Below are 25,307 nucleotides of genomic sequence, written 5' to 3' on the forward strand. Positions count from 1 at the left end.
CCCGCCGCGGCGCCCTCCCGACGCGTGGCGGGGCCCCCCAACAGCCCCCCTGCCGCCCCCCCCCCCCCCCCCCCCCGCGGCCCCCCCCCCCCGGGGGGGGGGCCCCCGGGGGGGGGCCCCCCCCCTTCTGCGTGCCGTCTGGCTTCGTGTGCCGTCGGAAAGACTGGCCTCAAACGCCGGCCGGGCTGGATCTTCCCGGCCGAGCTGGGTCTTTCCGGCTGGGCTTCAGTTCGCCGGGTGGCCCGGGAGTTCTACCTTCGCTCCCAGTTCCACCAGTTTGTCCATGAAGTTCTCGTAGCCCCGGTTGATCAGGTCGATGCCGTGGACCCGGGACGTGCCCTGGGCCGCGAGGGCCGCGATGAGGTACGAGAAGCCGCCCCGGAGGTCCGGGATGACCAGGTCGGCGCCCTGGAGCTTGGTGGGGCCGCTCACGACCGCCGAGTGCAGGAAGTTGCGCTGCCCGAAGCGGCAGTCGGAGCCGCCGAGGCACTCGCGGTAGAGCTGGATGTGCGCACCCATCTGGTTGAGCGCGGAGGTGAAGCCGAGCCGGGACTCGTAGACCGTCTCGTGGACGATGGACAGGCCCGTGGCCTGCGTCAGGGCGACCACCAGGGGCTGCTGCCAGTCGGTCTGGAAGCCGGGGTGGACGTCCGTCTCCAGGGCGATGGACTTCAGCTGGCCGCCCGGGTGCCAGAACCGGATGCCCTCGTCGTCGATCTCGAAGGCACCGCCCACCTTCCGGTAGGTGTTCAGGAACGTCATCATCGAGCGCTGGAGGGCGCCGCGGACGTAGATGTTGCCCTCGGTCGCGAGCGCCGCGGACGCCCAGGACGCGGCCTCCAGGCGGTCCGGCAGGGCCTGGTGGGTGTAGCCGCCGAGGGTGTCCACACCGGTGATGCGGATGGTCCTGTCGGTGTCCATCGCGATGATCGCGCCCATTTTCTGCAAGACGCAGATCAGGTCCTCGATCTCGGGCTCCACGGCGGCGTTGGACAGCACCGTGACGCCCTCCGCGAGGACGGCCGTGAGCAGCACCTGCTCGGTGGCGCCCACGGACGGGTACGGCAGCCGGATCTTGGTGCCGCGCAGCCGCTGCGGGGCCTCCAGGTACTGGCCGTCGGCGCGCTTCTCGATGGTCGCGCCGAACTGGCGGAGCACCTCGAAGTGGAAGTCGATGGGACGGCCGCCGATGTCGCAGCCGCCGAGGCCCGGGATGAAGGCGTGCCCGAGGCGGTGCAGGAGCGGCCCGCAGAACAGGATCGGAATGCGCGATGAACCCGCGTGCGCGTCGATGTCGGCGACGTTCGCGCTCTCCACGTGCGAGGGGTCCATGACGAGCTCGCCCGGCTCCTCGCCGGGGCGGACCGTCACGCCGTGCAGCTGGAGCAGGCCGCGCACGACGCGGACGTCTCGGATGTCGGGGACGTTGCGCAGCCGGCTCGGTGCGCTGCCGAGCAGCGCGGCGACCATGGCCTTGGGTACGAGGTTCTTCGCCCCGCGGACACGGATCTCACCCTCCAGCGGGGTGCCGCCGTGGACAAGCAGTACGTCTTGGGTGCCGGTGACGGTCATGAATCTCGCGTTCCGAAGAGGTGGACGGGGGGATCAAAGGGCAAGCGTAATGGCCGCGTACCCCCCTTGAGTAAGCCCGATGCGGGCTCAGGCACGTCATGACTCCGCTACAACACGAACCGTGCGGAACCGGACGCTCACGGTCACGGGACCCCCGGCGCGTCCCGGGCGCCCCGGCACCCCCTGAGCTGGGTTCCCCCGCGTCGGCCCATTGGCTCCCCGTCCGGGCCCGGGATGCGGGATCATGTCTGGCATGACCGAGGTGTCCTCGCTCACAGGGCGGCTGCTCGTGGCCACGCCTGCCCTGTCGGACCCCAATTTCGACCGTGCGGTGGTGCTGCTCCTCGACCACGACGAGGAGGGCTCCCTCGGTGTGGTGCTCAACCGGCCGACACCGGTGGGCGTCGAGGACATCCTGGAGGGCTGGGGCGACCTCGCGGGCACGCCGGGCGTGGTCTTCCAGGGCGGCCCCGTCTCGCTCGACTCCGCCCTCGGCGTCGCGGTGATCCCCGGGGACGAGGGGCCCCTCGGGTGGCGCCGGGTGCACGGCGCCATCGGTCTCGTCGACCTGGAGGCCCCGCCGGAGCTGCTCGCCTCCGCGCTCGGCAGCCTGCGGATCTTCGCCGGGTACGCCGGGTGGGGCCCGGGCCAGTTGGAGGACGAGCTCGCCGAAGGCGCCTGGTACGTGGTCGAGTCCGAACCGGGCGACGTGTCCTCGCCGGACCCGGAGCGGCTGTGGCGCGCGGTACTGCGACGGCAGCGCAGCGAGTTGGCGATGGTGGCCACGTACCCGGACGACGCGTCCTTGAATTGACGTCCAGGTGGCTCCGGCGCCTTGCGCTGCCAGGACGCGCCCGGCGTGAGTACCCTTGGCAGCTATGAGCACTCTTGAGCCCGAGCCCGAGCGCGGGGCAGGTACGGGGACCCTCGTAGAGCCGACGCCGCAGGTGTCGCACGGTGACGGCGACCACGAGCGCTATGCGCACTATGTCCAGAAGGACAAGATCATGGCGAGCGCTCTCGACGGTACGCCCGTCGTGGCGCTCTGCGGCAAGGTGTGGGTCCCCGGGCGCGATCCCAAGAAGTATCCCGTCTGTCCCATGTGCAAGGAGATCTACGAGTCCATGGGTGCGGGGGGCGACAAGGACAAGGGCGGCAAGGACGGCAAGAAGTAGCCGCCCTCTCGGCCGGCCGACCACTTCGGGGCCCTGGGCGCACAGGTGCTGTGTGCCTGGGGGCCCGCGTGCGTGGGGGGCCGTTTTTTTCGCCGCTTCGCGGCGGTTTCCCACCCACCCACCCGTTACTGGCGATCCACGCGTGACCGTGCCCCCGCCGTTCGTGCCCCCGCCGTTCGTGCCCGCGCCGCCGTGCCTGCGTGGTTGCGCCTGCACCGCCGTGCCCGTGGCGCCACGTCCGCGCTGCTGCGTCCGCTGTCGCGTCCGCGCCGCCGTGCCCGTTCCGCGGCTGCGTGCTGCCGCGTCCGCCCCGTCGCGCCCGCACCCGCCGCGTCCGCGCCGCCGGGCAACACCCCACCAGGCGCCACCGCCCGACACCCCACCAGGCGCCACCACGCAACCCCCCGCCGCACAGCCCCGCCCCCGCCGCGCAGCCGCCTCCCCGCGTCACGCCCGCGCGTGTTGCAGCGCGCGCAACGCCTCTTTTGCGGGCTGCAATCGCATGGCAGCCTCCTCCCATGACCTTTGAGCAACTGATCCCGGCGCCCGCACGCGCCGAGGCCCCCGGTGGTGACGGCTTCGTGCTGGACGCGTCGACCACGCTCTGGGCGGGACCCGGTACGCAGTCCACGGAGCAGTGGCTGCGCGGCACGCTCGGTGGGGCGTTGCGGGTGCCGCTCGCGCCGGGGGCGGAGGGCGCGCCGGGCTCCGTGGCGCTGCGGCTCGACAGCGCGCTGGAGGCCGAGGCGTACCGGCTGACCGTCAGCGGGGACGGCGTCGAGATCCGCGGCGGCACCGCGGCGGGTGTCTTCTGGGGGGCGCAGACGCTGCGTCAGCTCCTCGGCGCGGCGGCGTTCCGCCGGGCGCCCATCGCGCCCGGCCGGGAGTACACCGTGCCCCGGGGCGTCATCGAGGACGCCCCGCGGTTCGGCTGGCGCGGCCTGATGCTGGACGTGTCCCGGCACTTCACGCCCAAGGAGGGCGTGCTGCGCTACCTGGACCTCCTCGCCGCGCACAAGCTCAACGTCTTCCACTTCCACCTCACCGACGACCAGGGCTGGCGCCTCGAGATCAAGCGCTACCCCAAGCTCACGGAGGTCGGCGCCTGGCGCTCCCGCACCAAGTGGGGGCACCGCCAGTCACAGTTGTGGGACGAGAAGCCGCACGGCGGCTTCTACACCCAGGACGACATCCGCGAGATCGTCGCGTACGCCGAGTCGCTGCACATCACCGTCGTCCCGGAGATCGACATCCCCGGGCACTCGCAGGCCGCCATCGCCGCCTACCCCGAGCTCGGCAACACCGACGTCATCGACACCTCCGCGCTCGGGGTCTGGGACACCTGGGGCGTCACCCCGAACGTCCTGGCCCCCAACGACCACACCCTGCGCTTCTACGAGGGCGTCTTCGAAGAGGTCCTCGAACTCTTCCCGTCGACATTCATCCACGTCGGCGGCGACGAGTGCCCCAAGGAGCAGTGGAAGGACTCGGCCGCGGCGCAGGCGCGCATCGAGGAGCTCGGGGTCAGCAACGAGGACGAGTTGCAGAGCTGGTTCATCCGCCACTTCGACAAGTGGCTCTCCGCGCGCGGGCGTCGGCTCATCGGCTGGGACGAGATCCTGGAGGGCGGTCTCGCCGAGGGCGCGGCCGTCTCGTCCTGGCGCGGCTACAGCGGCGGCATCGCGGCCGCCCAGGCAGGGCACGACGTCGTCATGTGCCCGGAGCAGCACGTCTATCTGGACCACCGCCAGCACGGCGGCCCCGACGAGCCGGTGCCCATCGGCTGGGTCCGCACCCTGGAGGACGTCTACCGCTTCGAGCCGGTACCGGCCCAGCTCGGCGCGGAGGAGGCCAAGCACGTCCTCGGCACCCAGGCCAACGTGTGGACCGAAGTCATGGAGTCCCACGGGCGCGTGGACTATCAGGTCTTTCCGAGGCTCGCGGCGTTCGCCGAAGTCGCCTGGCGTACGCTCCCGGCGCCCGCGGAGCGCGACTTCGCCGATTTCGAACGGCGAATGACCGCGCACTATGCGCGGCTTGACGCCCTGGGCGTCGACTACCGCCCGCCGGGCGGCCCTCTGCCGTGGCAGCAGCGCCCCGGAGTGGGCGGACGTCCGATCGAGGGGCTCCCCCCGATGGTGTGAGGTGACGCCCCGAGCCTGTGCTTCCGGCGGTCCGCGGTGACACCGTGGACCGTCGGGAGAAAGCCGTACACAGCTCACCGAGGAGTGACAATTCCCGCTGACCGGCAAGGGAGTGCGAAAACGGCATATCCCCCAGGTCTGCGGACGAACACCTCCTAGCGGACCCCCGCGCCGGGGCCCTGCGAAGATGTGCCAGAGTTGCCACGTCCGGGTTGTGAGCACGTACCGTACGGCGGAACAGGCGTAACGGTGAGACGGCGCGCAAGCCGCCGGGTCATCGGGAAGGGGCAGCCGGTTTTGACCACGCACGCACCGCGGGCGGCGCAGGGGGCGCAGTCTGTGACGCTGCCCGTCACGCTCGACGAGGCCGTCGCGGCGCTCGCCGCCGCGCCCGCCGCCGTGCCCGTCGCGGGCGGCACGGACCTGATGTCCTCGGTCAACGCCGGCCAGCTCCGCCCCGCAGCGCTCGTCGGCCTCGGCCGCATCAACGAGATCCGCGGCTGGCAGTACCAGGACGGGCACGCACTCCTCGGAGCCGGTCTGACGCACGCCCGCATGGGGCGCCCGGACTTCGCGGCGCTCATCCCGGCGCTCGCCGCCGCCGCGCGCGCCGCGGGGCCGCCGCAGATCCGCAACGCGGGCACCCTCGGCGGCAACATCGCCTCGGCCGCGCCCACCGGCGACTCGCTGCCCGTACTCGCCGCACTCGACGCCGTACTGATCATCGCGGGCCCGGGCGGCGCCCGCCGCGAGATCCTGGTCTCGCACCTGCTCGCGGGCATGGAGATGCTCGCCCCCGGCGAGCTCATCGGCTACGTCCGCGTCCCCCTGCTGCACGCCCCGCAGGTCTTCCTGAAGGCCACGGGGCGCACCGGGCCGGGGCGCGCGACCGCGTCCGTCGCCCTGGTGCTCGACCCGGCGCGCAGGGGCGTGCGATGCGCCGTCGGCGCCATCGCGCCCATGCCGCTGCGGCCCCTGGAGGCCGAGCAGTGGGTCGCGGGCCTCATCGACTGGGACGGCGAGCGCGGTCTGGTGCCGGAGGCCCTGACGGCCTTCGGCGAGTACGTCGCCGCGGCGTGCGTACCGGACCACCCGCCCGCCGAGGACGGCACGGCCCAGCCGCTGCCGCCCGCCGTACTGCACCTGCGGCGCACCGTCGCCGTGCTGGCCCGACGAGCACTGGGGAGGGCGCTGTCGTGACCGACGGTCAGAGGAACGGCACCAGCGGCTGGCAGCCGCACCCGCAGGGCGAGTACGACGCGGACGCCACCGCGTTCGTGCAGCTGCCCGAAGGCGCCGCCGACGCGGTGAGCACACCGCTCGCCGCGCCGGGGCACGGGTACGTGCCGCCGCAGATAACGGTCACGCCGACAGCGCCCGACGCCACCGACCCCGCCTCCACCGGCGTGTGGGTGCTGCCGCCCGAGATCACCGGCGTGGCGCCCGCCGCGCCCGCGCCCCCCGTCGACCCGCAGGCCGCCGTGCGCTGGCCCGAACCCGGCTCCCAGGGTGCCGCGGGGGACCCCTACGACCCCCGGGCCACCGGCCAGTGGTCGTTCCCGGACGCCGCGGCCCCGCAGGAGGGCACGCCGAACGGGACCGCGCACGGGCACGCGCCCGCGCCGCACGACGTCACCGGGCAGTGGTCGATCCCCGTCGCGGACGGAGACCTGCCGGACGAGTCCGGTGAGTACGCGCCGTCCTCGCTCGCCGGGGACGGCACCCCCCCGGCCGGAACGCCGGTGGGCACCTGGGCGGGCGGCGGCACACCGCCCGCCACGCTGCCCGGCGGTGCGCCCGCGCCCTGGGCCACGTCGTGGCCGACCGTCGCCCCGGAGGCACCACGGGCCCCCGAGCCCCCGCACGCCCCGCAGCCGTCCGAGTACGCGGCCGGGCACGTCCCCTCGGGACCGGCGCCCGTACGGCACGGACAGCCCGGGCAGCCCGGACAGCACGGCACCGAGGAGACCCCGTTCGAACGGACGGCCAAGCTGTTCGTCGTGACCCGCCGCCCGGACGGCTCCCTCGGCCCGGCGGGGCAGACGGACCAGTCGGCACCGGAGGCTGGTGGCCCGGCCGGTCATGACCACGGCCAGGACAGTGCCCCCTACGACTCGGCGCGGCACGCCGCCGAGACGGCGGAGGCCACCGCGGCCCACGCGGCGGAACTCGCACACGCGGCCGCACCCGCGCACGAGGCCGACTTCGCGCATACGGCGGACTTCGCCCATGATCCCGCCGTGGGGCACGAGACGGACTTCGCCCACGACCCCGCCCTGGTGCACGAGGGCGACGTCGCGCACGAGGTCGACTTCGGGCACGAGACGGGCTTCGCGCACGATCCCGCCGTGGGGCACGAGGGCGGCGTCGCGCACGAGGTCGACTCCGCGTACGAGACGGGCTTCGCCCACGATCCCGCCGTGGGGCACGAGGGCGGCGTCGCGCGCGAGGGCGACTCCGCGTACGGGACGGGCTTCGCGGTGGGGCACGAGGGTGACGTCGCGCACGAGGCCGACTCCGCGCACGAGTCCGCCGTGGTGCACGAGGCCGACTCCGCGCACGATCCCGCCGGGGGGCACGAGGGCGGCGTCACGCACGAAGCCGACTTCGGGCACGAGTCCGCCATGGGGCACGAGGGTGACGTCGCGCACGAGGCCGACTTCGCTCACGACCCCGCCATGGCCCACGAGGCCGACGTCGCCCACGAACCCGACGTCGCCCACGAGACGGACTTCGCCCCCGGCGCCGACTTCCCCCCCGGCGCGGACTTCGCGCACGGTGGCGCCCCCGTGCACGCGGTGGACCTCGGGCACGGGGGCGCCCCCGCGCACGACCGGGGGCACGCCGGGGGCCCGGCGCACGCGGACGACCCGGCGTTCGACACCTTCGACCCCGCGGTCCACGAGCCCCACCCGGGACCGGAGGCGGACTTCGCGGAAGGTATCGCCGCCGCGCCCGCCGCCGACCTCGCGGACGACTCCGTACACAGCCGGGAACCGGACCTCGTACACGACCCGGATCCGGCACGGGAGCCGGACGCCGCCCTGGACCACACCCCGGATCCGGAGGAGGCACAGGAGGCACAGCAGGCACCGGAGGAGCCCGAGCCGCGGTCGGACCACACCCCGGAGGCGGACCTCGCCCCCGACCCCGACCCGGACAACGACCCCAACCCCGACGACCCCGACACGGGCACCCCCGCCGAGGCACCCGCACCCCGCGAGCCCCGTACCCCGGAGCAGGACGACGAACAGGCCGCGCCCCCAGAGGAGGAGCAGGCCGCGCCCCCGCAGGAGGAGCAGCCCGCGCCGCCGCACGAGGAACACCCCCTGGTGTCCTACGTCCTGCGCGTCAACGGCGCCGACCGGCCCGTCACCGATGCCTGGGTCGGGGAGTCGCTGCTGTACGTACTGCGGGAGCGGCTCGGGCTCGCCGGGGCCAAGGACGGCTGCTCGCAGGGGGAGTGCGGGGCGTGCAACGTCCAGGTGGACGGGCGGCTCGTCGCGTCCTGCCTGGTGCCCGCGGCCACCGCGGCGGGCAGCGAGGTGCGCACCGTCGAGGGCCTCGCCGTCGACGGACAGCCCTCCGACGTGCAGCGCGCGCTCGCCAACTGCGGCGCCGTGCAGTGCGGCTTCTGCGTACCGGGCATGGCGATGACCCTGCACGACCTCCTGGAGGGCAACCCCGCCCCCAGCGACCTGGAGACCCGCCGCGCCCTGTGCGGCAACCTGTGCCGCTGCTCCGGCTACCGGGGCGTGCTCGACGCGGTGCGCGACGTCGTCGCCGAGCGCCGGGCGAAGGGCGCCGCGGACCGACAGCAGGACGGGCAGGACGGCCAGGGCGGTCAGGGCGGGACGGCGCAGGCCGGGCCGCGCGTACCGCACCAGGCGGGCCCGTACGAACAGGACGGAGGCCAGGCGTGAGCAACGAGACCGTCGCCGCGTCCGTGCCGGGCACCGAGCAGCTGCCGCACGGCGTCGGCTCCTCGCTGCCGTCGGCGGATCTGCGGGCCAAGACCGAGGGCACCTTCCCCTACGCCGCCGACCTGTGGGCCGAGGGCCTGCTGTGGGCTGCCGTCCTCCGCTCCCCGCACGCCCACGCGCGCATCGTGTCCATCGACATCACCCACGCCCAGGAGATGGCGGGCGTCCGCGCCGTCGTCACGCACGAGGACGTGCCGGGCGAGCCGCTGCACGGCCGCAAGACCGCCGACCGCCCGCTGTTCGCCGCCGAGGTCGTGCGCCACCACGGCGAGGCCATCGCCGCGGTCGCCGCCGACCACCCCGACACCGCGAGGATGGCCGCCGCGGCGATCATCGTCGAGTACGAGCTGCTCGACCCGGTGACCGACCCGGAGCAGGCCTTCGAGGCCGAGCCCCTGCACCCCGACGGCAACCTCATCCGGCACATCCCGCTGCGCCACGGCGACCCGGAGGCGGCCGGCGAGGTCGTCGTCGAGGGCCTGTACCGCATCGGCAGGCAGGACCCGGCGCCCATCGGCGCGGAGGCGGGACTCGCGGTGCCGCGTCCTGACGGCGGCGTCGAGCTGTACATCGCCTCCACCGACCCGCACGGCGACCGCGACATGGCCGCCGCCTGCTACGGCCTCGCCCCCGAGCGCGTGAAGGTCGTCGTCACCGGCGTGCCCGGCGCGAGCGCCGACCGCGAGGACGCCAGCTTCCACCTCCCGCTCGGCCTGCTCGCCCTGCGGACGGGCTGCCCGGTCAAGCTCACCGCGACCCGTGAGGAGTCCTTCCTGGGGCACGCCCACCGCCACCCCACGCTCCTGCGCTACCGCCACCACGCGGACGGCGACGGCAAGCTGGTGAAGGTGGAGGCGCAGATCCTGCTCGACGGGGGCGCGTACGCGGACACGTCGGCGGAGGCCCTCGCCGCGGCCGTCTCCTTCGCCTGCGGCCCCTACGTCGTCCCGCACGCCTTCATCGAGGGCTGGGCGGTCCGTACGAACAACCCGCCGTCCGGCCACGTACGCGGTGAGGGCGCCCTCCAGGTGTGCGCCGCCTACGAGGCCCAGATGGACAAGCTCGCCAAGCGGCTCGGCGTCGACCCGGCCGAGCTGCGGCTGCGCAACGCCCTGGCGACCGGCGACATCCTGCCCACGGGGCAGACGGTGACCTGCCCGGCCCCGGTGGCCGAACTCCTGGACGCGGTACGGGACTTCCCGCTGCCCGAGCTGCCCAAGGACACCCCGCAGGAGGACTGGCTGCTGCCCGGGGGACCCGAGGGCGCGGGCGAACCGGCGGCCGTGCGGCGCGGCGTGGGCTACGGCCTCGGCATGGTCCAGCTCCTCGGCGCCGAAGGTGCCGACGAGGTGTCCACGGCCACGGTCAAGGTGCAGGGCGGCGCCGCCACGGTGATCTGCGCGGCCGTCGAGACGGGCCAGGGCTTTGCGACCCTCGCCCGGCAGATCGTCCAGGAGACCCTGGGCATCGACGACGTGCGCGTGGCCCCCGTCGACACCGACCAGCCGCCCTCGGGCCCGAGCTGCCACGGCCGCCACACCTGGGTGTCGGGCGGCGCGGTCGAGCGCGCCGCGAAGATGGTGCGCACCCAGCTCCTCCAGCCCCTCGCGCACAAGTTCGGCATGTCGACGGAGCTGCTCCAGATCGCCGACGGCAAGATCACCTCGTACGACGGTGTGCTCTCCACCACGGTCGAGGAGGCGATGGAGGGCAAGGAGCTGTGGGCCACGGCACAGTGCCGTCCGCACCCCACCGAGCCCCTCGACGCCGACGGCCAGGGCGACGCCTTCGTCGGGATGGCGTTCTGCGCGATCCGCGCGGTCGTGGACGTCGACATCGAGATCGGTTCGGTACGGGTGGTGGAGCTGGCCGTCGCCCAGGACGTGGGGCGCGTCCTCAACCCCGCGCAGCTGCGGGTCCGCATCGAGGCGGGGGTCACCCAGGGTGTCGGCGCGGCGCTCACGGAGAACCTGCGCACGCCGCGCGGCCTGGTGCGCCACCCCGACCTGACGGGGTACGCCCTGCCCACGGCCCTGGACGCGCCCGACATCCGCATCGTCAAACTCGTCGAGGAGCGCGATGTGGTCGCCCCCTTCGGCGCGAAGGCGGCGAGCGCGGTGCCCGTGGTCACCGCCCCCGCGGCGGTGGCTTCGGCGGTGCGGGCGGCGACCGGGCGCCCGGTGAACCGGCTGCCGATCAGGCCGCAGGCGGCGGTGGGGGCGGAGCTGGCGTAGCGCCGGAAAAGGGGGCGAAGCCGGGGGCGCGTTGCGGTACGTTCGCGCACGTGAGTGCTGCAACGAGCCCCGAGGGGCGCCCCCTAGGCCATGCCCCAGGTCACCCCGCGGGGGTCGTCGTCATCACCGGCATCATGGCCGCGGGGAAGTCCACGGTCGCGCAGGCCCTCGCCGAGCGGCTGCCGCGGGCGGCGCACGTCCGGGGCGACGTCTTCCGGCGCATGATCGTCTCCGGGCGCGAGGACTACGCGCCGGGGGGCGGCGCCGAGGCGGAGGCCCAACTGCGGCTGCGCTACCGCCTGTCGGCGTCCACGGCGGACGCGTACGCCGCCGCGGGCTTCACCGCGATCGTCCAGGACGTGATCCTCGGTGAGGAGCTGAAGCGGTACGTCGACCTGGTGCGCACCCGTCCCCTGTACGTCGTCGTGCTCGCCCCGCGCCCGGCGGCGGTCGCCGAGCGTGAGGCGGGCCGGGGCAAGACGGGCTACGGAGCGTGGACGGTCGAGGCCCTGGACGAGGGCTTCCGCGCGACCACCCCGCGTCTCGGACTGTGGCTGGACAGCTCGGAGTTGACGGTGGACCGGACGGTGGACGCGGTTCTCGCGTGCCTTGGCGAGGCGGCGGTGGCCTGAGAGCGGAATGTCACCGACCGGTGCCCGTACGGTCGCGATGACGCCTCAGGGATGGCATCCCCCCATAAATCCCTTTTGACGGACGGCTGTTGCAAGGCACCATCGAAGATGTCCCAAGCAACTACGCCACTACCACGGGGGAATCATGGGGGACGACACGGGCTGGGGATGAGCCCGGCCATCGAGTGAGAAGCGGTGCCGCGGATGCCGGGGCACCGGAGGGGCGGTCCCTTGGGGGCCGCCCTTCGCCGTGCCCGGGTTCGTACGGGTCCTTGGTCAGGGCGTGGGCGGCGCGGCCCCCTCGATCGTCACCACGGAGCCCGGAGCGACCTGCCCGTAGAGCCACTTGGCGTCAGCGGGCCGCAGCCCGAGCATGCCGTGGGTGATGTCCCGGGCGCCGGGTGCCGCGTCGTCGTACGTCAGGGCGACGAGGTAGTTCGTACGGCCACCGGAGTCACGCAGCTCGACGACCCAGGGCAGCGTGAGGTCGTACGCGTCGCCGAGGCCGGCGGTCGCGCCGGAGAGCCGCTTGGTCCTGTGCTTGGCGACGACGGTCGTGCGCCCGGGCTTCGTGGGGTGGCTCGCGGTACCGGACGAGACGGGCAGCGTACGCCCGCGCACGGTCAGCGTCCGCGCGGCGAGGTCGACGCCGACGGCGGGCGCGGTGGCCGACGCGGTGCGGGAGGGGGGCGCGGCGGGCGGCGCGGGGCCGGAGCCGTCCGCCCCGCCGAGCCCGGTGACCAGCCCGAACACCAGCGCGCCGACCCCGGCGGCGACCCCTCCCGCGACGACCGCGCGCCGCCGCTTCCTGGCCTGCGCGCGCCGCCGCACCTGGGCACCGGTGCCGGGGGCGGGGGCGCGGCTGCTCTCGGCGAGGCGGTGCAGGGCGGTGGAGAGGTGCGGGTCCGGGGCGGGGTGCTCCGGTGCCGGGGTGGGGTAACCCGGTGTCGGGGCGGGGCGCTCTGGTGCCGAGGTGCGGTGCTCTGGTGCCGGGGTGGGGCGCTCCGGTGCCGGGGTGGAGTACCCGGATGCCGGGGCAGGGGGCTCGGGTGCCGGGGTGGGCGGTGTCCGCCCGGGTTCGTCGGCCGGCCGGCCGGTCAGCGGCTCATCGGACATGGCCGCCCTCCTTCCCGCTCCGTACGCGGTCGTCGCTGCGGGAGCGGTCCGTGCCCGCGCCCCGGGTCGGGCCCTGGCCGCCGCCCCGTGCGGGAGCCGCGCCGAGCACGTCGTCCTCGTCCGTGGTGAGGTGCCGGGCCAGGGCCGCACGGCCGCGGGCGAGCCGGGCCTTCACGGTGCCGGTCGGGGCACCGGTCTCGGCGGCCACCTGTTCCACGCTGAGGTCACACAGGTGGTGCAGCACGATCGCGAGGCGCTGCGCGTCCGGTATCCGCCGCAGCGCCTCGACCAGGGCGAGGTGTTCGGGCCCCGGTCCCGGTGTGTGTTCCGGCGGTGGCGTGCGGCGCACGAGTTCCAGCCAGCGGCGGGCCCGGCGCCAGTGGCTGACGGCGAGCCGCATGGCCACCGTACGGATCCAGGCCTCCGGGGCCTCGACGGCGCTGAACTCGCGCCGCCGGTCCCAGGCCCGCACGAACGCCTCCTGGACGGCGTCCTGGGCCTGCCCGTGGTCGCCGGTCAGGGCGTAGACCTGGCCCACGACACGGGGGAACGCGGACGCGTAGAACGCGTCGAACTCATCCTCCGTCATGCCTCGCCGTCCCTTGCCGCAGCCGCGTCACCCGCTCCGGCAGGCCGCCCCGAAATCTCCCACCCGCACCGTGCAACCCGGTGGCCGCCGCCGTGCGTATGGGAGGCGTACATGGAAGCACACCGGCTCGGCCGGAGCACCACAGGCACATTTCGCGGAGCTCGCGGGGCTCACAGAACCACTGGGGGACAGATGACCAGGCGCACCAGGAACCGGCACGTCGCGCGCGGGGCGGCCGCGGCGGTGCTCTGCACGGCCGTGCTGGCGGGCTGCTCGGGAGGTCCGGGCGGTTCCGGGGACGGCGGAGGCGGGGACGGCGGGCGGGCGGCGGCCGCGGGGGAGCGGGGGAGGGACGGCGCGGGCACGCCCACGGAGCGGGCGAAGCCCGTCGTGGAACCGGCGGCGCTGCGCGGGGACGGGGTCCGCGTCAACGTCGCCGACGGGCAGCGGGTGGGCGTCGGCATGCCGGTGTCGGTGACCTTCGCCCGGCCGGTCCCGGCGGCCGAGCGGGCCGCTGTAGAGAGGCGCCTGCGCGTCCGGACGAGCACGCCGACCACCGGCTCCTGGAGCTGGGTGAAGGACCGCAACCTGCACGAGGGCCAGCGCGTCGACTACCGCCCCAGGTCCTACTGGAAGCCGGGCACGGAGGTCACGGTGCGGGTGGGCGCGGACACCGTACGCCGCTTCACGGTCGCCCGCTCCCTGGTCGCCACCGTCGACGTGCGCGCCCACACCATGACGGTGACCAAGGACGGCACGACGCGCCGCGTACCGGTCACGGCGGGCGCCCCGGGGATGGACACCTGGAACGGCACGATGGTGGTCTCCGACAAGCAGCGCCGCGTCCTGATGGACTCCAGGACCGTCGGCTACGCGGACGCGTACAAGGACTACTACAACTACGCCGTCCACCTCACGACGTCGGGCACCTACCTCCACGAGAACCCGAAGGCCAACACGTACGCGGGCAACAGCAACGTCACCCACGGCTGCATAGGCCTAGCCACCGACGGAACGGCACGCCGCTTCTTCGAGGAGGTCATCCCCGGCGACGTCGTCCGCGTGACCGGCTCCAAGGACACGGTGGCAGCGGGGAACGGCTACGGGGACTGGAACGTGCCGTGGAAGGAGTGGACGTCGGGCAGCGCCCTGAAGTGAGACGAGTACCGTCCCCCGGGCGGCACGCCAACTCTCCCGCGGGAGCACGGCGTCCCCCGGGGGGCACTGCGTGGAGGCCGTGACCGGAATCGAACCGGCGTGCTTCGCTTTGCAGGCGAATCCCTCAACCACTCGGGCACACGGCCAAGCTGTGCTTCTTGATGTCTTCGACGGTAGGCGGTGGCGACGACCATGCTCAAGGCCGTCGCCACCACCGCAACGGGACTGCCATACGGCGTTCACGAATCCGATGTGGCGGCGGGACAGGCGCCTGTGCTGTGAGGTAGACCTCGTCAAAGGCGCCGGGCCGACGGCTGGAACCGCCGTGGGCCGGCGGTGCCGCAGCCCGCGCGGAGCCGGCGACGGCGAGTCCGGCGGTGGTTGCCTGAGCCCTCGCGGCTCGCGGCTGCCGGTTTCAGCCCTCGATCTCCGCCCACACCGTCTTGCACGGGGCCGGCCCCACCTCCGTGCCCCAGCGCGACGCTAGGGCCTCCACCAGGAGCAGGCCGCGGCCCGACTCCGCGTCGGAGCGCGCGTGCCGGGCCGTGGGCAGCAGGTCGCCCCGTGTGTCGGTCACCTCCACGCGGAGCGTGGCCCCGGTCACCGTCAGTGTGAGCCGGAAGTTCCGGCCCGGCGTCCGGCCGTGCAGCGCGGCGTTGTTCGCCAGCTCGGCGACGATGTGCTCCGCATGGGTGAAGCGGCAGCCCCACCCCCCGAGTTGCGCTGTCGTCAGGCGGCGGGCCAGGCGGGCGCCCCTGCGGGTCGTGGACAGCAGGATCGTGAACTGGCGTACGGGGGTGGGGGAGTGGCTGCGTTCTTGATTCACGTCACTCAGCGTGGCCGCGTGCGCGCGTTGTTCCCAGCGGGACTGGCTGTGCGTATGCCGTTTGTCCGGTGCTTGTCCTGGCTTGTCTCGGCTGTCCGACGTGACGTTCGGGTACGGGTGCGCGTTGGGGTTGGACGGCTCGGTGGAGGTGGGTGTGATGGTCGTGGACGCCAACGGTTGTCCGGACGAGGATGGTTGGGACGTCGATCCGGAGGATGAGATCGCCTCGGTGGTCGAGGCGTTGGGGCGGCAGCAGAAGCTGTGGCGCGAGGCAGCGGGGCTGCGGGTGGTCGACTTCGCGGAGACGGTCGGGTACGGGGAGGACCTGGTTCGGAAGGTGGAGCGCGGAGCGCGTATTCCCCGGCCGGAGTACCTGGACCGCGCGGACGAGGTTCTTGGGGCCAACGGGTTCATCTCGGCGATGAAGGAGGAGATGACCAAGGCCCGGTACCCGAAAAAGGTTCGGGAGTTGGCGAAGCTGGAGGCGCGGGCGGTCGAGATCGCGGCGTACGGCAACCACAACCTTCATGGCCTGCTACAGACGAAGGAGTACGCGCGGGCGCTGTTCGGCTTGCAGCGTCCTGTCTACTCGCAGGACCAGGTGGAGCGCGGCTTGGCGGCACGTATGGCCCGGCGGGTGGTCTTCGAGCAGTCACCGGCACCGGATTTCAGCTTCGTTCAGGAGGAGGTGACTTTGCGGAGGCCCATCGGGGGAAGAATGGTCCTGCGTCAGCAGCTCGAACGCCTGCTGGATATCGGGCGGTTGCCACATGTCACCCTCCAGGTGATGCCGACCGACAGCGAAGGGCACGCCGGGATCGAGGGCGGACGGATTCAGTTGCTGAAGTTCGGGGACGGAACGGCGGTGGGGCGGTCCGAAGGGGAGTTCAACGGCCGCCCGGTATCCGACCCGAGGCAGCTCCGAATCCTCGAGCTGCGGTATGGCATGATCCGGGCGCAGGCTCTCACGCCACGGGAGTCGTTGGCCTTCATCGAGAGAGTGCGGGGAGAGACATGACCCAAAAGCCCTCTGCCGGGGACGGTTACGAGCGCAACTGGTTCAAGAGCAGTTACAGCGACAGCAGCAACATCAACGACTGCGTCGAGGTGGCCATAGCCCCCCGCAGCATCCACGTCCGCGACTCCAAGAACCCCGCTGGATCCCAACTCACCCTCCCCCCAAGCGCCTGGGCCGACTTCATCGCGTACGCAACTGAGTAGAGCCCTGAGTAGCCGTACGCAGGGAACCGGTGCGGCACAGCAGAGCTGTCAGCATGACAACCGCGTCCCCGATGGCTCTCGTACGGCATTTCGTGGGGATGGAAGCGTCCCGCCGAAACGCCCGTCACTTGAGTACTCCTACTCACTCCCCGGGCACCAACCTCCGCTAGCCTCACGGACGTTGCCGCAGCACAGTCGCAACGCGTGGAGCACCGGTGTGCCTCGCGCGGGACACGGGGAGGTCCGCACGCATGGTCTGGCAGGAGTGGGAGCAGTTGAAGGCCGACGCGGCCGAGCGGCACTCCCCGGCGATGCGGATCAACAGCGCGCCGAAGGGGGACGACGGCGGGGGCGGGGGTGCCTGGGGTGGCCTGAGATCCAGCAAGGCGGCGTGGACCAAGGCGGGAGACGGGGTCGGCGGCCTGCGCAAGGGCATGGGGGAGGCGCTGGCGAAGCTGGAGGAGGGGCAGGCGGGGCTCGGCGGGCTCGACGGGTGTCGGAGCGCCGCCGCGCAGCGGGAGGTGCACCGTTCCTGGGAGCGGTACGTGCAGGACGTGAGCAAACGCTGCCGGAACCTCGGGGAGTTGCTGGCCAAGATGGGGAGCGACCAGCAGAAGACCGATGACGCGGTCAGGGCGGAGATCGAGAAGTTGCAGGACCTGTACGCGGATACGCCGGCGCTCGGCGGCCGGCCGAAGGGCCGGTGAGCGGGGCCCGTGGACTACAGGACGCTCAAGTCCCTCGAGCCGTCCGAGTTCGAGGACGCCGCGGATGGGTATCGCGCGACGAGCGACAGGGCCGGTGCCGCCAAGGACCGCCTGGAGAACCACATCGCTCCCGGCATGCGGACGTCGCTGGAGGGGGAGACGCTGGACGCCGCGCTCAAACAGCTCAAGGCGCTGACCCAGAACTTCCATTACACCCAGACGGAATGCGGCCTGGTCGCCGCGGCGCTCAACGCGCTGGCCCACGACCTGGCCTCGGCCAAGCGGAAACTCGACTCGGCGGTCGCGGACGCGCAGGCCGAGAAGTTCACCGTGAACCCGGACGGCTCCGTGACGTACCCGGCGGCCGGGGACAAGACCGACGGCAAGCTCCCCGAGGGCGGCACCGCGAAGGGCACGACGGACGGGACGGCTGCCGACGTCTACCGCCAGTCGGCCCACTTCAACCCGAACCCGAACTTCGGCCGCGCCCAGGAGTACGCCAACCGCATCGCCACCGCCCTCCGGGAGGCCACGGAGGCGGACGGGAAGTGGGCGCCGAGGCTTCGGGCTCTGCGGGCGGATGACGATCTCACGGTGTCCCATCGGGACTGGGCAGACGTCCAGTCCGATACGCGTGGCCTCAACAAGGGGGCCAAGGAGTACCTGGAGACGCTCGGGGGGCCACCAAAGGACGGCACTCCGCAGGACAATGCGAAGTGGTGGAAGAGCCTGAGTGAGGAGAAGCGTGCCGACTACGTCGCTCTTCGCCCAGCTTCAGTTGGCGTGCTCGACGGGCTGCCCGCCGATGTGCGCGACGAGGCCAACCGCACGGTGCTCGCCGAAAAGCGATCTCAGTTCCAACTCGAGCTGAATTCCTTCCCGCCGATGCCGATGAAGTATCAGCCGCCGACGTCTGGCACAACGCGCGAGTACCGGGAATGGGCGGAGAGGACAGGCGGGGAGGACCGGCTGGAGTTCCTGAGGAACTCGATCAGGGGTATGGACACTATCCAGGACCGCTTCGACCGCACCGGGCAAGGGCCTGATGGTCTGCCCCGCGCCTATCTCCTGGGCTTCGACCCGAAGGGAGCCGGGGACGGGCGGGTCATCATCGCCAATGGAAATCCTGATACGGCGGACCATACAGCGGTTTATGTGCCTGGAACGGGAACAGACCTTGCCGGGATCGGAGGGGACCTCAAGCGCAGTGATGACCTCTGGGCGACGACCAGCAGTAAGGTACCAGACCGTGCAGTTTCGACGATTACCTGGCTCGACTATGACGTTCCCGGATCAGCGAAGCCGGTGGTTGGGGGAGACCTCATCCCGGAGGCTAGTAATCCGAGGTGGGCAATACAGGCCGCGTCGCCGTTCAGCGAGTTCATGAGTGGCGTTCAAGAGGCACAAGGCGGCCCGCAGGCGAGTCACACCACCGTTGTTGGTCACAGCTACGGCAGTACAGTCATCGGTGAGGCATCCAAGCACGGTGACCTCGCGTCCGACGACATCGTGGTGGCTGGCAGTCCTGGGATGCAAACGAAGCATGCTGACAATCTTGATGTGGAGAACGGGCATGTATGGGCGATGAAGGCTGAAGGGGACGCAGTCCCCGCATTGGGAAGCCTTGTGGGACTCGGTGAAGACTCCACCGTGCCCACAGACCCTGAATTCGGCGCCAATGTCATGAAAACGGATACGGACGGCCACAGTGGATACTGGGATAGCGATAGCGGCCGCCCTTCGCTTAGCTTGAAAAATCAAGCTGCTGTCATCGCGGGGAAGTATGACGAAGTGGTTCTCAAGTAGATGTGTGATGTCAGTACTGCTGGCCGCCATGGCGGCTTATTCGATCGCAGGATGTGCGGAGATGAATGATTCTGGTAAAGAGCCGCAGAAGCGAGAGGAAAAGGATGCAACTGACGATGCGGCGAAGCTGTCCAGTCAGATCCTGGACATCATGGACCTGAAGGGTAAAGTTACCAAGGCGGCTCCAGGTGCATACTCGTGTGGCGACAGGAATCACGATAAGTACTACGCGGTGCATCATCCCTGGAGTGTTTATGCTGTATCCGTGCCGGATATGGAGAAAGCGATGAAGCGCCTCAAGGAAGAGCTGCCGCAGCGTGGTTGGAAAGTTACTGGATACGGTCCCGACTCTAGCCGTGCCAAGAGTCTGCAACTCGGCGCCGAATTCCCTGAGAGGAAGTTCAAAGTGGTCATCACCTTGCAGGACCGCCGAGGGCGTAGTAAGGATCCATCCATTCTTGAAGTCGACCTTGGGTCGGCCTGTTTCCAGTACCCCGACAAGTCATCGTGACCTTCGTGCACCGCGCGGCTGAAGGTCCCGCGGATGTACGACCAAGGGACCAGGCCGGGGCCGTCCTCCGGCAGGCGCGAACTGTCAGTGAGGGCTCCTAGTCTGGCCCGCATGAGTAGCCCCGAGTCCCCTGACGTGGATGTCGTCACAGGCACATCCGCCAGCGAGGCAATGTCGTCCATGCCGGACGAGCAGCGGCACAAGGACGGCGGCGTCCTCGCCAAGCCCTACCGGGCCCTCAGCATCGGCATAGTCTCCGTCGTCTTCCTCATCGCCTTCGAGGCGACCGCCGTCGGGACGGCCATGCCCGTCGCGGCACGGGAGCTCGACGGGGTGCCGTTGTACGCCTTCGCGTTCTCGGCGTACTTCACGACGAGCCTGTTCGGGATGGTGCTCTCGGGGCAGTGGGCCGACCGGCGCGGGCCCATGGGGCCGCTCGCGGGCGGGATCGGGGGGTTCGCCGCGGGGCTGCTGCTCGCGGGGACCGCGGGTGCGATGTGGCAGTTCATCCTGGGGCGCGCGGTGCAGGGCCTCGGCGGCGGGCTCGTCATCGTGGCGCTGTACGTGGTGGTCAGCCGGGCCTACCCGGAGGCGCTGCGGCCCTCCATCCTGGCGGCGTTCGCCGCGAGCTGGGTCATACCGTCGGTGATCGGCCCGCTGATCGCCGGCACGGTCACCGAGCACGCCGGCTGGCGCTGGGTGTTCCTCGGCATCCCCGCACTCGTCGCCGTCCCGCTCGCCCTCGCCCTGCCCGCGATCCGGCGTGCCGCGGCCGGCCCCCTGGACCCGGGCGCCCCGGCCGAGGCCTTCGACCGGCGCCGCATCCGCCTCGCCCTCGGCATCTCCCTCGGCGCCGGACTGCTCCAGTACGCGGGCCAGGACCTGCGCTGGCTGTCCCTGCTCCCGGCCCTGCTCGGCGCCGCCGTCCTCGTCCCCGCCGTCCTCGGACTCCTGCCGCGCGGCACCTACCGGGCCGCCCGCGGGCTGCCCTCCGTGGTGCTCCTGCGCGGTGTGGCCGCGGGCTCGTTCGTCGCCGCCGAGTCCTTCGTACCGCTGATGCTCGTCACCGAGCGCGGCCTGTCGCCGACGCTCGCCGGGCTGTCCCTCGCGGCGGGCGGCGCGACCTGGGCCCTCGGCTCGTACGTCCAGTCCCGGCCGCGCATGGAACCCCACCGGGGCAAGCTGGTCGCCATCGGGATGGTGCTCGTCGCCGCCGCCATCGCGGCCGTGCCGAGCGTCCTCGCCGACGCCGTGCCGGTGTGGATCGTCGCCGCCGCCTGGGGCGTCGGCTGCCTCGGCATGGGCGTCGTCATCGCCTCCACCAGCGTCCTGCTGCTGCGCCTGTCACCCCCCGCGGACGCGGGCGCCAACTCCGCCGCCCTCCAGATATCCGACGGCCTGGCCAACGTCGTCCTGCTCGCCGCGGGCGGCGCCGCGTTCGCCGCGCTCGGCGGCGGCACGGCGGGCGGTCACGGCGCCGGTGCCGAGACCGCGGGCTCGCACCCCGCCGCCTTCACCGCCGTGTTCCTGCCGATGGCGGCGGTGGCACTCCTCGGCGCGTGGATCGGCACCCGGCTGCGCGCCCCGCGCTGAGCCGGGTGCCTGGGGGCGCCCCGTAAGGGGCGCGAGGAACTGCGCGGCCGGCCACGGAAAAGCCGCGGACGCGTCCGCGGGGACCTCGGCAGACGCGTCCGCGGCTTTTCACCGGTTGCGCGCGCAGTTCCCCGCGCCCCTTACGGGGCACCCCCCAGCCCCACTGTGACCCCCGTCGCACCGACCCCACCGGTAGGGTGGCCGGGTTGTCGTACGTACCCCCAGCCTCCCAGCGTCCCAGTGCCCCAGCGTCAAAAACCGGAGACCGTGACTACCACCGCCGCCTCCTCGTCGCACCACCTCTCCCCGGCCTTCCCGGGCCGTGCCCCCTGGGGCACCGCAGGCAAGCTGCGTGCCTGGCAGCAGGGAGCGATGGACAGGTACCTCCAGGAGCAGCCCCGCGACTTCCTCGCCGTGGCCACGCCCGGCGCAGGCAAGACGACGTTCGCGCTGACCCTCGCGTCCTGGCTCCTGCACCACCACGTGGTGCAGCAGGTGACCGTGGTCGCGCCCACCGAGCACCTGAAGAAGCAGTGGGCCGAGGCGGCGGCGCGCGTGGGGATCAAGCTGGACCCCGAGTACAGCGCGGGGCCGCTCAGCCGGGAGTACCACGGCGTCGCCGTGACGTACGCCGGTGTCGGGGTGCGGCCCATGCTGCACCGCAACCGCGTGGAGCAGCGCAAGACGCTGGTCATCCTCGACGAGATCCACCACGCCGGTGACTCCAAGTCCTGGGGCGAGGCCTGCCTGGAGGCGTTCGAGCCCGCGACCCGCAGGCTCGCCCTCACCGGCACGCCGTTCAGGTCCGACACCAACCCGATCCCCTTCGTCGCGTACGAGGAGGGCAACGACGGCATCCGGCGCTCGGCCGCCGACTACACCTACGGATACGGCAGCGCCCTCGGCGACGGCGTCGTCCGGCCCGTGATCTTCCTGTCCTACAGCGGCAACATGCGCTGGCGCACCAAGGCCGGGGACGAGATCGCGGCCCGGCTCGGCGAGCCCATGACCAAGGACGCCGTCTCGCAGGCCTGGCGCACCGCGCTCGACCCGCGCGGCGACTGGATGCCCAATGTGCTCCAGGCCGCCGACCGGCGCCTCGGCGAGGTCCGCAAGGCCATCCCGGACGCGGGCGGCCTCGTCATCGCCTCCGACCAGGACTCCGCGCGCGCCTACGCCAAGCTGATCCGGGAGATCACCGGGCACGCGGCCACCCTCGTGCTGTCCGACGACACCGGGGCCTCGCAGCGCATCGACGACTTCAGCCGGAGCGAGGACCGGTGGATGGTCGCCGTCCGCATGGTGTCGGAGGGCGTCGACGTGCCGCGCCTCGCCGTCGGCGTGTACGCCACCACCATCTCGACGCCGCTGTTCTTCGCCCAGGCCGTGGGGCGCTTCGTGCGCTCCAGGCGGCGCGGCGAGACCGCGTCCGTCTTCCTGCCCACCGTTCCCGACCTGCTCACCTTCGCCAACGAGATGGAGGTCGAGCGCGACCACGTGCTCGACAAGCCGAAGAAGCAGGGCGAGGAGGACCCCTACGCCGAGTCCGAGCAGGAGATGGACGAGGCCAACAGGCAGGAGGACGAGGACACCGGCGAGCAGGACATGCTGCCGTTCGAGGCGCTCGAGTCCGACGCCGTCTTCGACCGGGTCCTCTACGACGGTGCCGAGTTCGGCATGCAGGCGCACCCGGGCAGCGAGGAGGAGCAGGACTACCTCGGCATCCCCGGCCTCCTCGAACCCGACCAGGTGCAGATGCTGCTCCAGAAGCGGCAGGCGCGGCAGATCGCGCACAGCAAGAAGAAGCCCGCCGAAGAGGCCGACCTGCTGGAACTGCCCGCCGAGCGGCGGCCCGTGGTCTCCCACAAGGAACTCCTCGAACTGCGCAAGCAGCTCAACACCATGGTCGGCGCGTACGTCCACCAGAGCGGCAAGCCGCACGGCGTCATCCACACCGAGCTGCGCCGCACCTGCGGCGGCCCGCCCAGCGCGGAGGCCACCGCGGGCCAGCTGCGCCAGCGCATCGCGAAGGTCCAGGAGTGGGCCACCCGCATGAAGTGACCCCCGGGGCACGGAACGGCGCGCGGGGCGGAACCGTACAAGAAGCAGTGCCGCGCGCCGGGTCCCGCACCGCGCGGGACCGTACGCCGTGGTACGCCACCGCGTAACGATTCGTGCGCGTCACGTGCAGACCCTGTGCGTGCCGCGTCCATTCGGGGGCGGTCGTACCGGGGTATTACGGGCAGTCTTTCCGTGCTCTTGACCGGATTCTGGACGGAGTCTTCCGCTGAGCGGGACCCCCTCGCTACTGTCCCCGCTACACAACGCACCGTGGCAGTGTCGCCCCGGAGCGCGTCCGGTGCCCGCCGCCAGAGGGGGCCGTCGACCCTCACCACCAAAGGAGTGGGCGTCGTGACCGCGGAGACATCTCAGACGCTCGACCGAGGACTGCGCGTCCTCAAGCTGCTCGCCGACACCGACCACGGGCTCACCGTCACCGAGCTGTCCAACAAGCTCGGCGTGAACCGCACCGTGGTGTACCGCCTGCTCGCCACGCTCGAACAACACGCCCTCGTACGCCGTGACTTGGGCGGCCGTGCGCGCGTCGGGCTCGGTGTGCTGCGGCTCGGCAGGCAGGTCCACCCGCTCGTCCGGGAGGCCGCGCTGCCCGCTCTGCGCTCCCTCGCCGAGGACATAGGAGCGACCGCGCACCTCACCCTCGTCGACGGCACCGAGGCGCTCGCCGTCGCCGTCGTCGAGCCGACGTGGACCGACTACCACGTGGCGTACCGCACCGGCTTCCGCCACCCCCTGGACCGGGGCGCCGCGGGCCGCGCGATCCTCGCCGCCCGGCAGGGCCAGATCACCGACCCCGGGTACGCCCTCACCCACGGCGAGCTGGAGGCGGGCGCCAGCGGGGCCGCCGCCCCCCTCGTCGGGGTCACCGGCATAGAGGGCAGCGTGGGCGTGGTGATGCTCGCGGACTCCGTACCGGAACGGGTGGGGCCGCGCGTGGTGGACGCCGCGAGGGAAGTGGCGGACGCCTTGCGCTGAGGAGCGCCGAGCCCCTGCGGCGCTCGAGGACGAGCCGGGCCGGAGGCCGCGATCACCCGCGAGGGCGCTCAAGCCTTAGAGTGAGGCGGTGTTCTCCCGCCTCGCTCGACTGAGCCGCCCCAAGGCCCTCGCCGTATCGGCGGCCCCGCTCGCCGCCCTGCTCGCGGTCGCCGCGCTCGCCCCGCTGCCGTTCGCCGTCGCCCAGCCGGGCGGCACCGCCGACGTGCTCGGGAAGTACAAGGGCAAGCCGGTCCTCACCGTCACCGGGGCGCCGCAGCGCAGGACCGAGGGGCAGCTGCGGATGACGACCATCGTGGCGACGGGCCCGCGGATGGACGTACGGATCGGCGACGTCGTCGACGGATGGTTCCGCACGGACCGCTCCGTGATGCCGAAGGACTCCGTCTATCCGAGCGGCGACGACGTGGAGGAAGTCGAGAAGCACAACCTCGGCGACATGCGGAAGTCCCAGGACAAGGCCACGCGGGCCGCGCTCCACTATCTGCGGGAGAACGGCGTCAGGGGCATGGACAAGGTCGACGTCGACGTCGACCTCGGGAAGATCGGCGGGCCGAGCGCGGGCCTTTTCCTCTCCCTCGGCATCATCGACAAGCTGGACGGTGACGGCAGCGGCGCGGACCTGACCGGCGGCCGCACCATCGCGGGCACCGGCACCATCAGCGAGGACGGCGAGGTGGGCGCGGTCGGCGGCGTCGCCCTGAAGGCCCAGGCCGCGGGCCGCGACGGCGCCTCCGTCTTCCTCGTACCGAAGGACGAGTGCGAGGACGCCGAGGCCGAGAAGCCCGCGGGCCTGAAGCTGATCCCGGTGACTACGCTGTCGGGCACGATCGACGCGCTGCGAGCCCTGCGGAAGGGCGAGCCGGTCCCGAGCTGCTGACCAGGCGCAGACCCAACTCGACCAGGGTCCACCCCAGTTGGTCGCGCATCGGCGTGCGCGGTTCGGGCCGCGCGGGCGCCGCCCTGGT

The 25,307-nt window shown here is 72.4% G+C and carries 20 protein-coding genes, 1 tRNA gene and 1 pseudogene; 17 read left to right on the forward strand and 5 right to left on the reverse strand.

Annotated features, from left to right (window positions below; translation table 11 throughout):
• Window positions 1-225: 225 nt before the first annotated feature.
• A complete protein-coding gene (gene murA, locus ACH4DX_RS00360) occupies window positions 226-1,572 on the reverse strand; it encodes a UDP-N-acetylglucosamine 1-carboxyvinyltransferase (RefSeq protein WP_398153449.1) in 1,347 nt (448 codons plus the stop codon).
• 253 nt (window positions 1,573-1,825) lie between these two features.
• On the opposite strand from murA, the gene ACH4DX_RS00365 reads away from it, so the two are divergent.
• The 7 genes from ACH4DX_RS00365 to ACH4DX_RS00395 all read left to right on the forward strand — a co-directional run bounded on the left by ACH4DX_RS00365 (window position 1,826) and on the right by ACH4DX_RS00395 (window position 11,740).
• On the forward strand, window positions 1,826-2,386 hold the full coding sequence (locus ACH4DX_RS00365) for a YqgE/AlgH family protein (RefSeq protein WP_398116411.1): 561 nt from the start codon (window positions 1,826-1,828) through the stop codon (window positions 2,384-2,386).
• Window positions 2,387-2,450: 64 nt separating this feature from the next.
• Window positions 2,451-2,747: a DUF3039 domain-containing protein gene (locus ACH4DX_RS00370; RefSeq protein WP_033263869.1), complete on the forward strand. Its 297-nt coding sequence runs from the start codon at window positions 2,451-2,453 to the stop codon at window positions 2,745-2,747.
• A gap of 518 nt (window positions 2,748-3,265) precedes the next feature.
• Window positions 3,266-4,891, forward strand: coding sequence for a beta-N-acetylhexosaminidase (locus tag ACH4DX_RS00375; protein WP_398153450.1), 1,626 nt, complete (start codon window positions 3,266-3,268; stop codon window positions 4,889-4,891).
• A 297-nt stretch (window positions 4,892-5,188) separates the two neighbouring features.
• On the forward strand, window positions 5,189-6,091 hold the full coding sequence (locus ACH4DX_RS00380) for an FAD binding domain-containing protein (RefSeq protein ID WP_398116415.1): 903 nt from the start codon (window positions 5,189-5,191) through the stop codon (window positions 6,089-6,091).
• A complete protein-coding gene (locus ACH4DX_RS00385) occupies window positions 6,088-8,814 on the forward strand; it encodes a 2Fe-2S iron-sulfur cluster-binding protein (protein WP_398153451.1) in 2,727 nt (908 codons plus the stop codon). The genes ACH4DX_RS00380 and ACH4DX_RS00385 overlap by 4 nt, the downstream gene beginning before the upstream one ends.
• A complete protein-coding gene (locus ACH4DX_RS00390; protein ID WP_398153452.1) occupies window positions 8,811-11,108 on the forward strand; it encodes a xanthine dehydrogenase family protein molybdopterin-binding subunit in 2,298 nt (765 codons plus the stop codon). Before ACH4DX_RS00385 ends, ACH4DX_RS00390 begins: the two co-directional genes overlap by 4 nt.
• Window positions 11,109-11,158: 50 nt before the next feature.
• Window positions 11,159-11,740 (forward strand): AAA family ATPase, encoded by a 582-nt coding sequence (locus tag ACH4DX_RS00395; RefSeq protein WP_398153453.1) that lies wholly within the window; start codon window positions 11,159-11,161, stop codon window positions 11,738-11,740.
• 276 nt (window positions 11,741-12,016) lie between these two features.
• Here the strand turns inward: ACH4DX_RS00395 and ACH4DX_RS00400 are convergent, their stop codons facing one another.
• Both ACH4DX_RS00400 and ACH4DX_RS00405 read right to left on the reverse strand, forming a co-directional pair.
• Complete coding sequence (locus ACH4DX_RS00400; RefSeq protein ID WP_398153454.1) at window positions 12,017-12,856, reverse strand: L,D-transpeptidase; 840 nt, start codon at window positions 12,854-12,856, stop codon at window positions 12,017-12,019.
• 109 nt (window positions 12,857-12,965) lie between these two features.
• A pseudogene (locus tag ACH4DX_RS00405) lies at window positions 12,966-13,445 on the reverse strand (SigE family RNA polymerase sigma factor); the annotation flags it as partial.
• A 192-nt stretch (window positions 13,446-13,637) separates the two neighbouring features.
• On the opposite strand from ACH4DX_RS00405, the gene ACH4DX_RS00410 reads away from it, so the two are divergent.
• On the forward strand, window positions 13,638-14,603 hold the full coding sequence (locus ACH4DX_RS00410; RefSeq protein ID WP_398153455.1) for a L,D-transpeptidase: 966 nt from the start codon (window positions 13,638-13,640) through the stop codon (window positions 14,601-14,603).
• A gap of 71 nt (window positions 14,604-14,674) precedes the next feature.
• Here the strand turns inward: ACH4DX_RS00410 and ACH4DX_RS00415 are convergent.
• Window positions 14,675-14,749, reverse strand: a tRNA-Cys gene (locus tag ACH4DX_RS00415).
• 269 nt (window positions 14,750-15,018) lie between these two features.
• The gene (locus ACH4DX_RS00420; protein ID WP_398153456.1) at window positions 15,019-15,429 is read right to left on the reverse strand and encodes an ATP-binding protein; all 411 of its coding nucleotides are present in this window, start codon (window positions 15,427-15,429) and stop codon (window positions 15,019-15,021) included.
• A gap of 157 nt (window positions 15,430-15,586) precedes the next feature.
• On the opposite strand from ACH4DX_RS00420, the gene ACH4DX_RS00425 reads away from it, so the two are divergent.
• From ACH4DX_RS00425 to ACH4DX_RS00465, 9 genes are all read left to right on the forward strand, one after another.
• Window positions 15,587-16,447, forward strand: a complete 861-nt coding sequence (locus ACH4DX_RS00425; protein WP_398154140.1) for a helix-turn-helix domain-containing protein — start codon at window positions 15,587-15,589, stop codon at window positions 16,445-16,447.
• A complete protein-coding gene (locus tag ACH4DX_RS00430) occupies window positions 16,444-16,650 on the forward strand; it encodes a DUF397 domain-containing protein (RefSeq protein ID WP_398153457.1) in 207 nt (68 codons plus the stop codon). Before ACH4DX_RS00425 ends, ACH4DX_RS00430 begins: the two co-directional genes overlap by 4 nt.
• 251 nt (window positions 16,651-16,901) lie before the next feature.
• On the forward strand, window positions 16,902-17,357 hold the full coding sequence (locus ACH4DX_RS00435; protein WP_398153458.1) for a hypothetical protein: 456 nt from the start codon (window positions 16,902-16,904) through the stop codon (window positions 17,355-17,357).
• A 9-nt stretch (window positions 17,358-17,366) separates the two neighbouring features.
• Entirely contained in the window at window positions 17,367-19,163 is a 1,797-nt protein-coding gene (locus ACH4DX_RS00440; RefSeq protein WP_398153459.1) for an alpha/beta hydrolase, read from the forward strand.
• A gap of 7 nt (window positions 19,164-19,170) precedes the next feature.
• A complete protein-coding gene (locus tag ACH4DX_RS00445) occupies window positions 19,171-19,674 on the forward strand; it encodes a hypothetical protein (RefSeq protein WP_398153460.1) in 504 nt (167 codons plus the stop codon).
• Window positions 19,675-19,845: 171 nt separating this feature from the next.
• On the forward strand, window positions 19,846-21,267 hold the full coding sequence (locus ACH4DX_RS00450; RefSeq protein WP_398154141.1) for an MFS transporter: 1,422 nt from the start codon (window positions 19,846-19,848) through the stop codon (window positions 21,265-21,267).
• A gap of 267 nt (window positions 21,268-21,534) precedes the next feature.
• Window positions 21,535-23,328: a DEAD/DEAH box helicase gene (locus tag ACH4DX_RS00455; RefSeq protein ID WP_398116440.1), complete on the forward strand. Its 1,794-nt coding sequence runs from the start codon at window positions 21,535-21,537 to the stop codon at window positions 23,326-23,328.
• A 351-nt stretch (window positions 23,329-23,679) separates the two neighbouring features.
• Window positions 23,680-24,321: an IclR family transcriptional regulator gene (locus tag ACH4DX_RS00460; RefSeq protein ID WP_030568766.1), complete on the forward strand. Its 642-nt coding sequence runs from the start codon at window positions 23,680-23,682 to the stop codon at window positions 24,319-24,321.
• An 88-nt stretch (window positions 24,322-24,409) separates the two neighbouring features.
• Window positions 24,410-25,219: a S16 family serine protease gene (locus tag ACH4DX_RS00465; protein WP_398153461.1), complete on the forward strand. Its 810-nt coding sequence runs from the start codon at window positions 24,410-24,412 to the stop codon at window positions 25,217-25,219.
• Window positions 25,220-25,307: the final 88 nt, after the last annotated feature.

Origin of the sequence: Streptomyces sp. NPDC017940, from assembly GCF_044328435.1 — a bacterium.
Classification (GTDB): domain Bacteria; phylum Actinomycetota; class Actinomycetes; order Streptomycetales; family Streptomycetaceae; genus Streptomyces.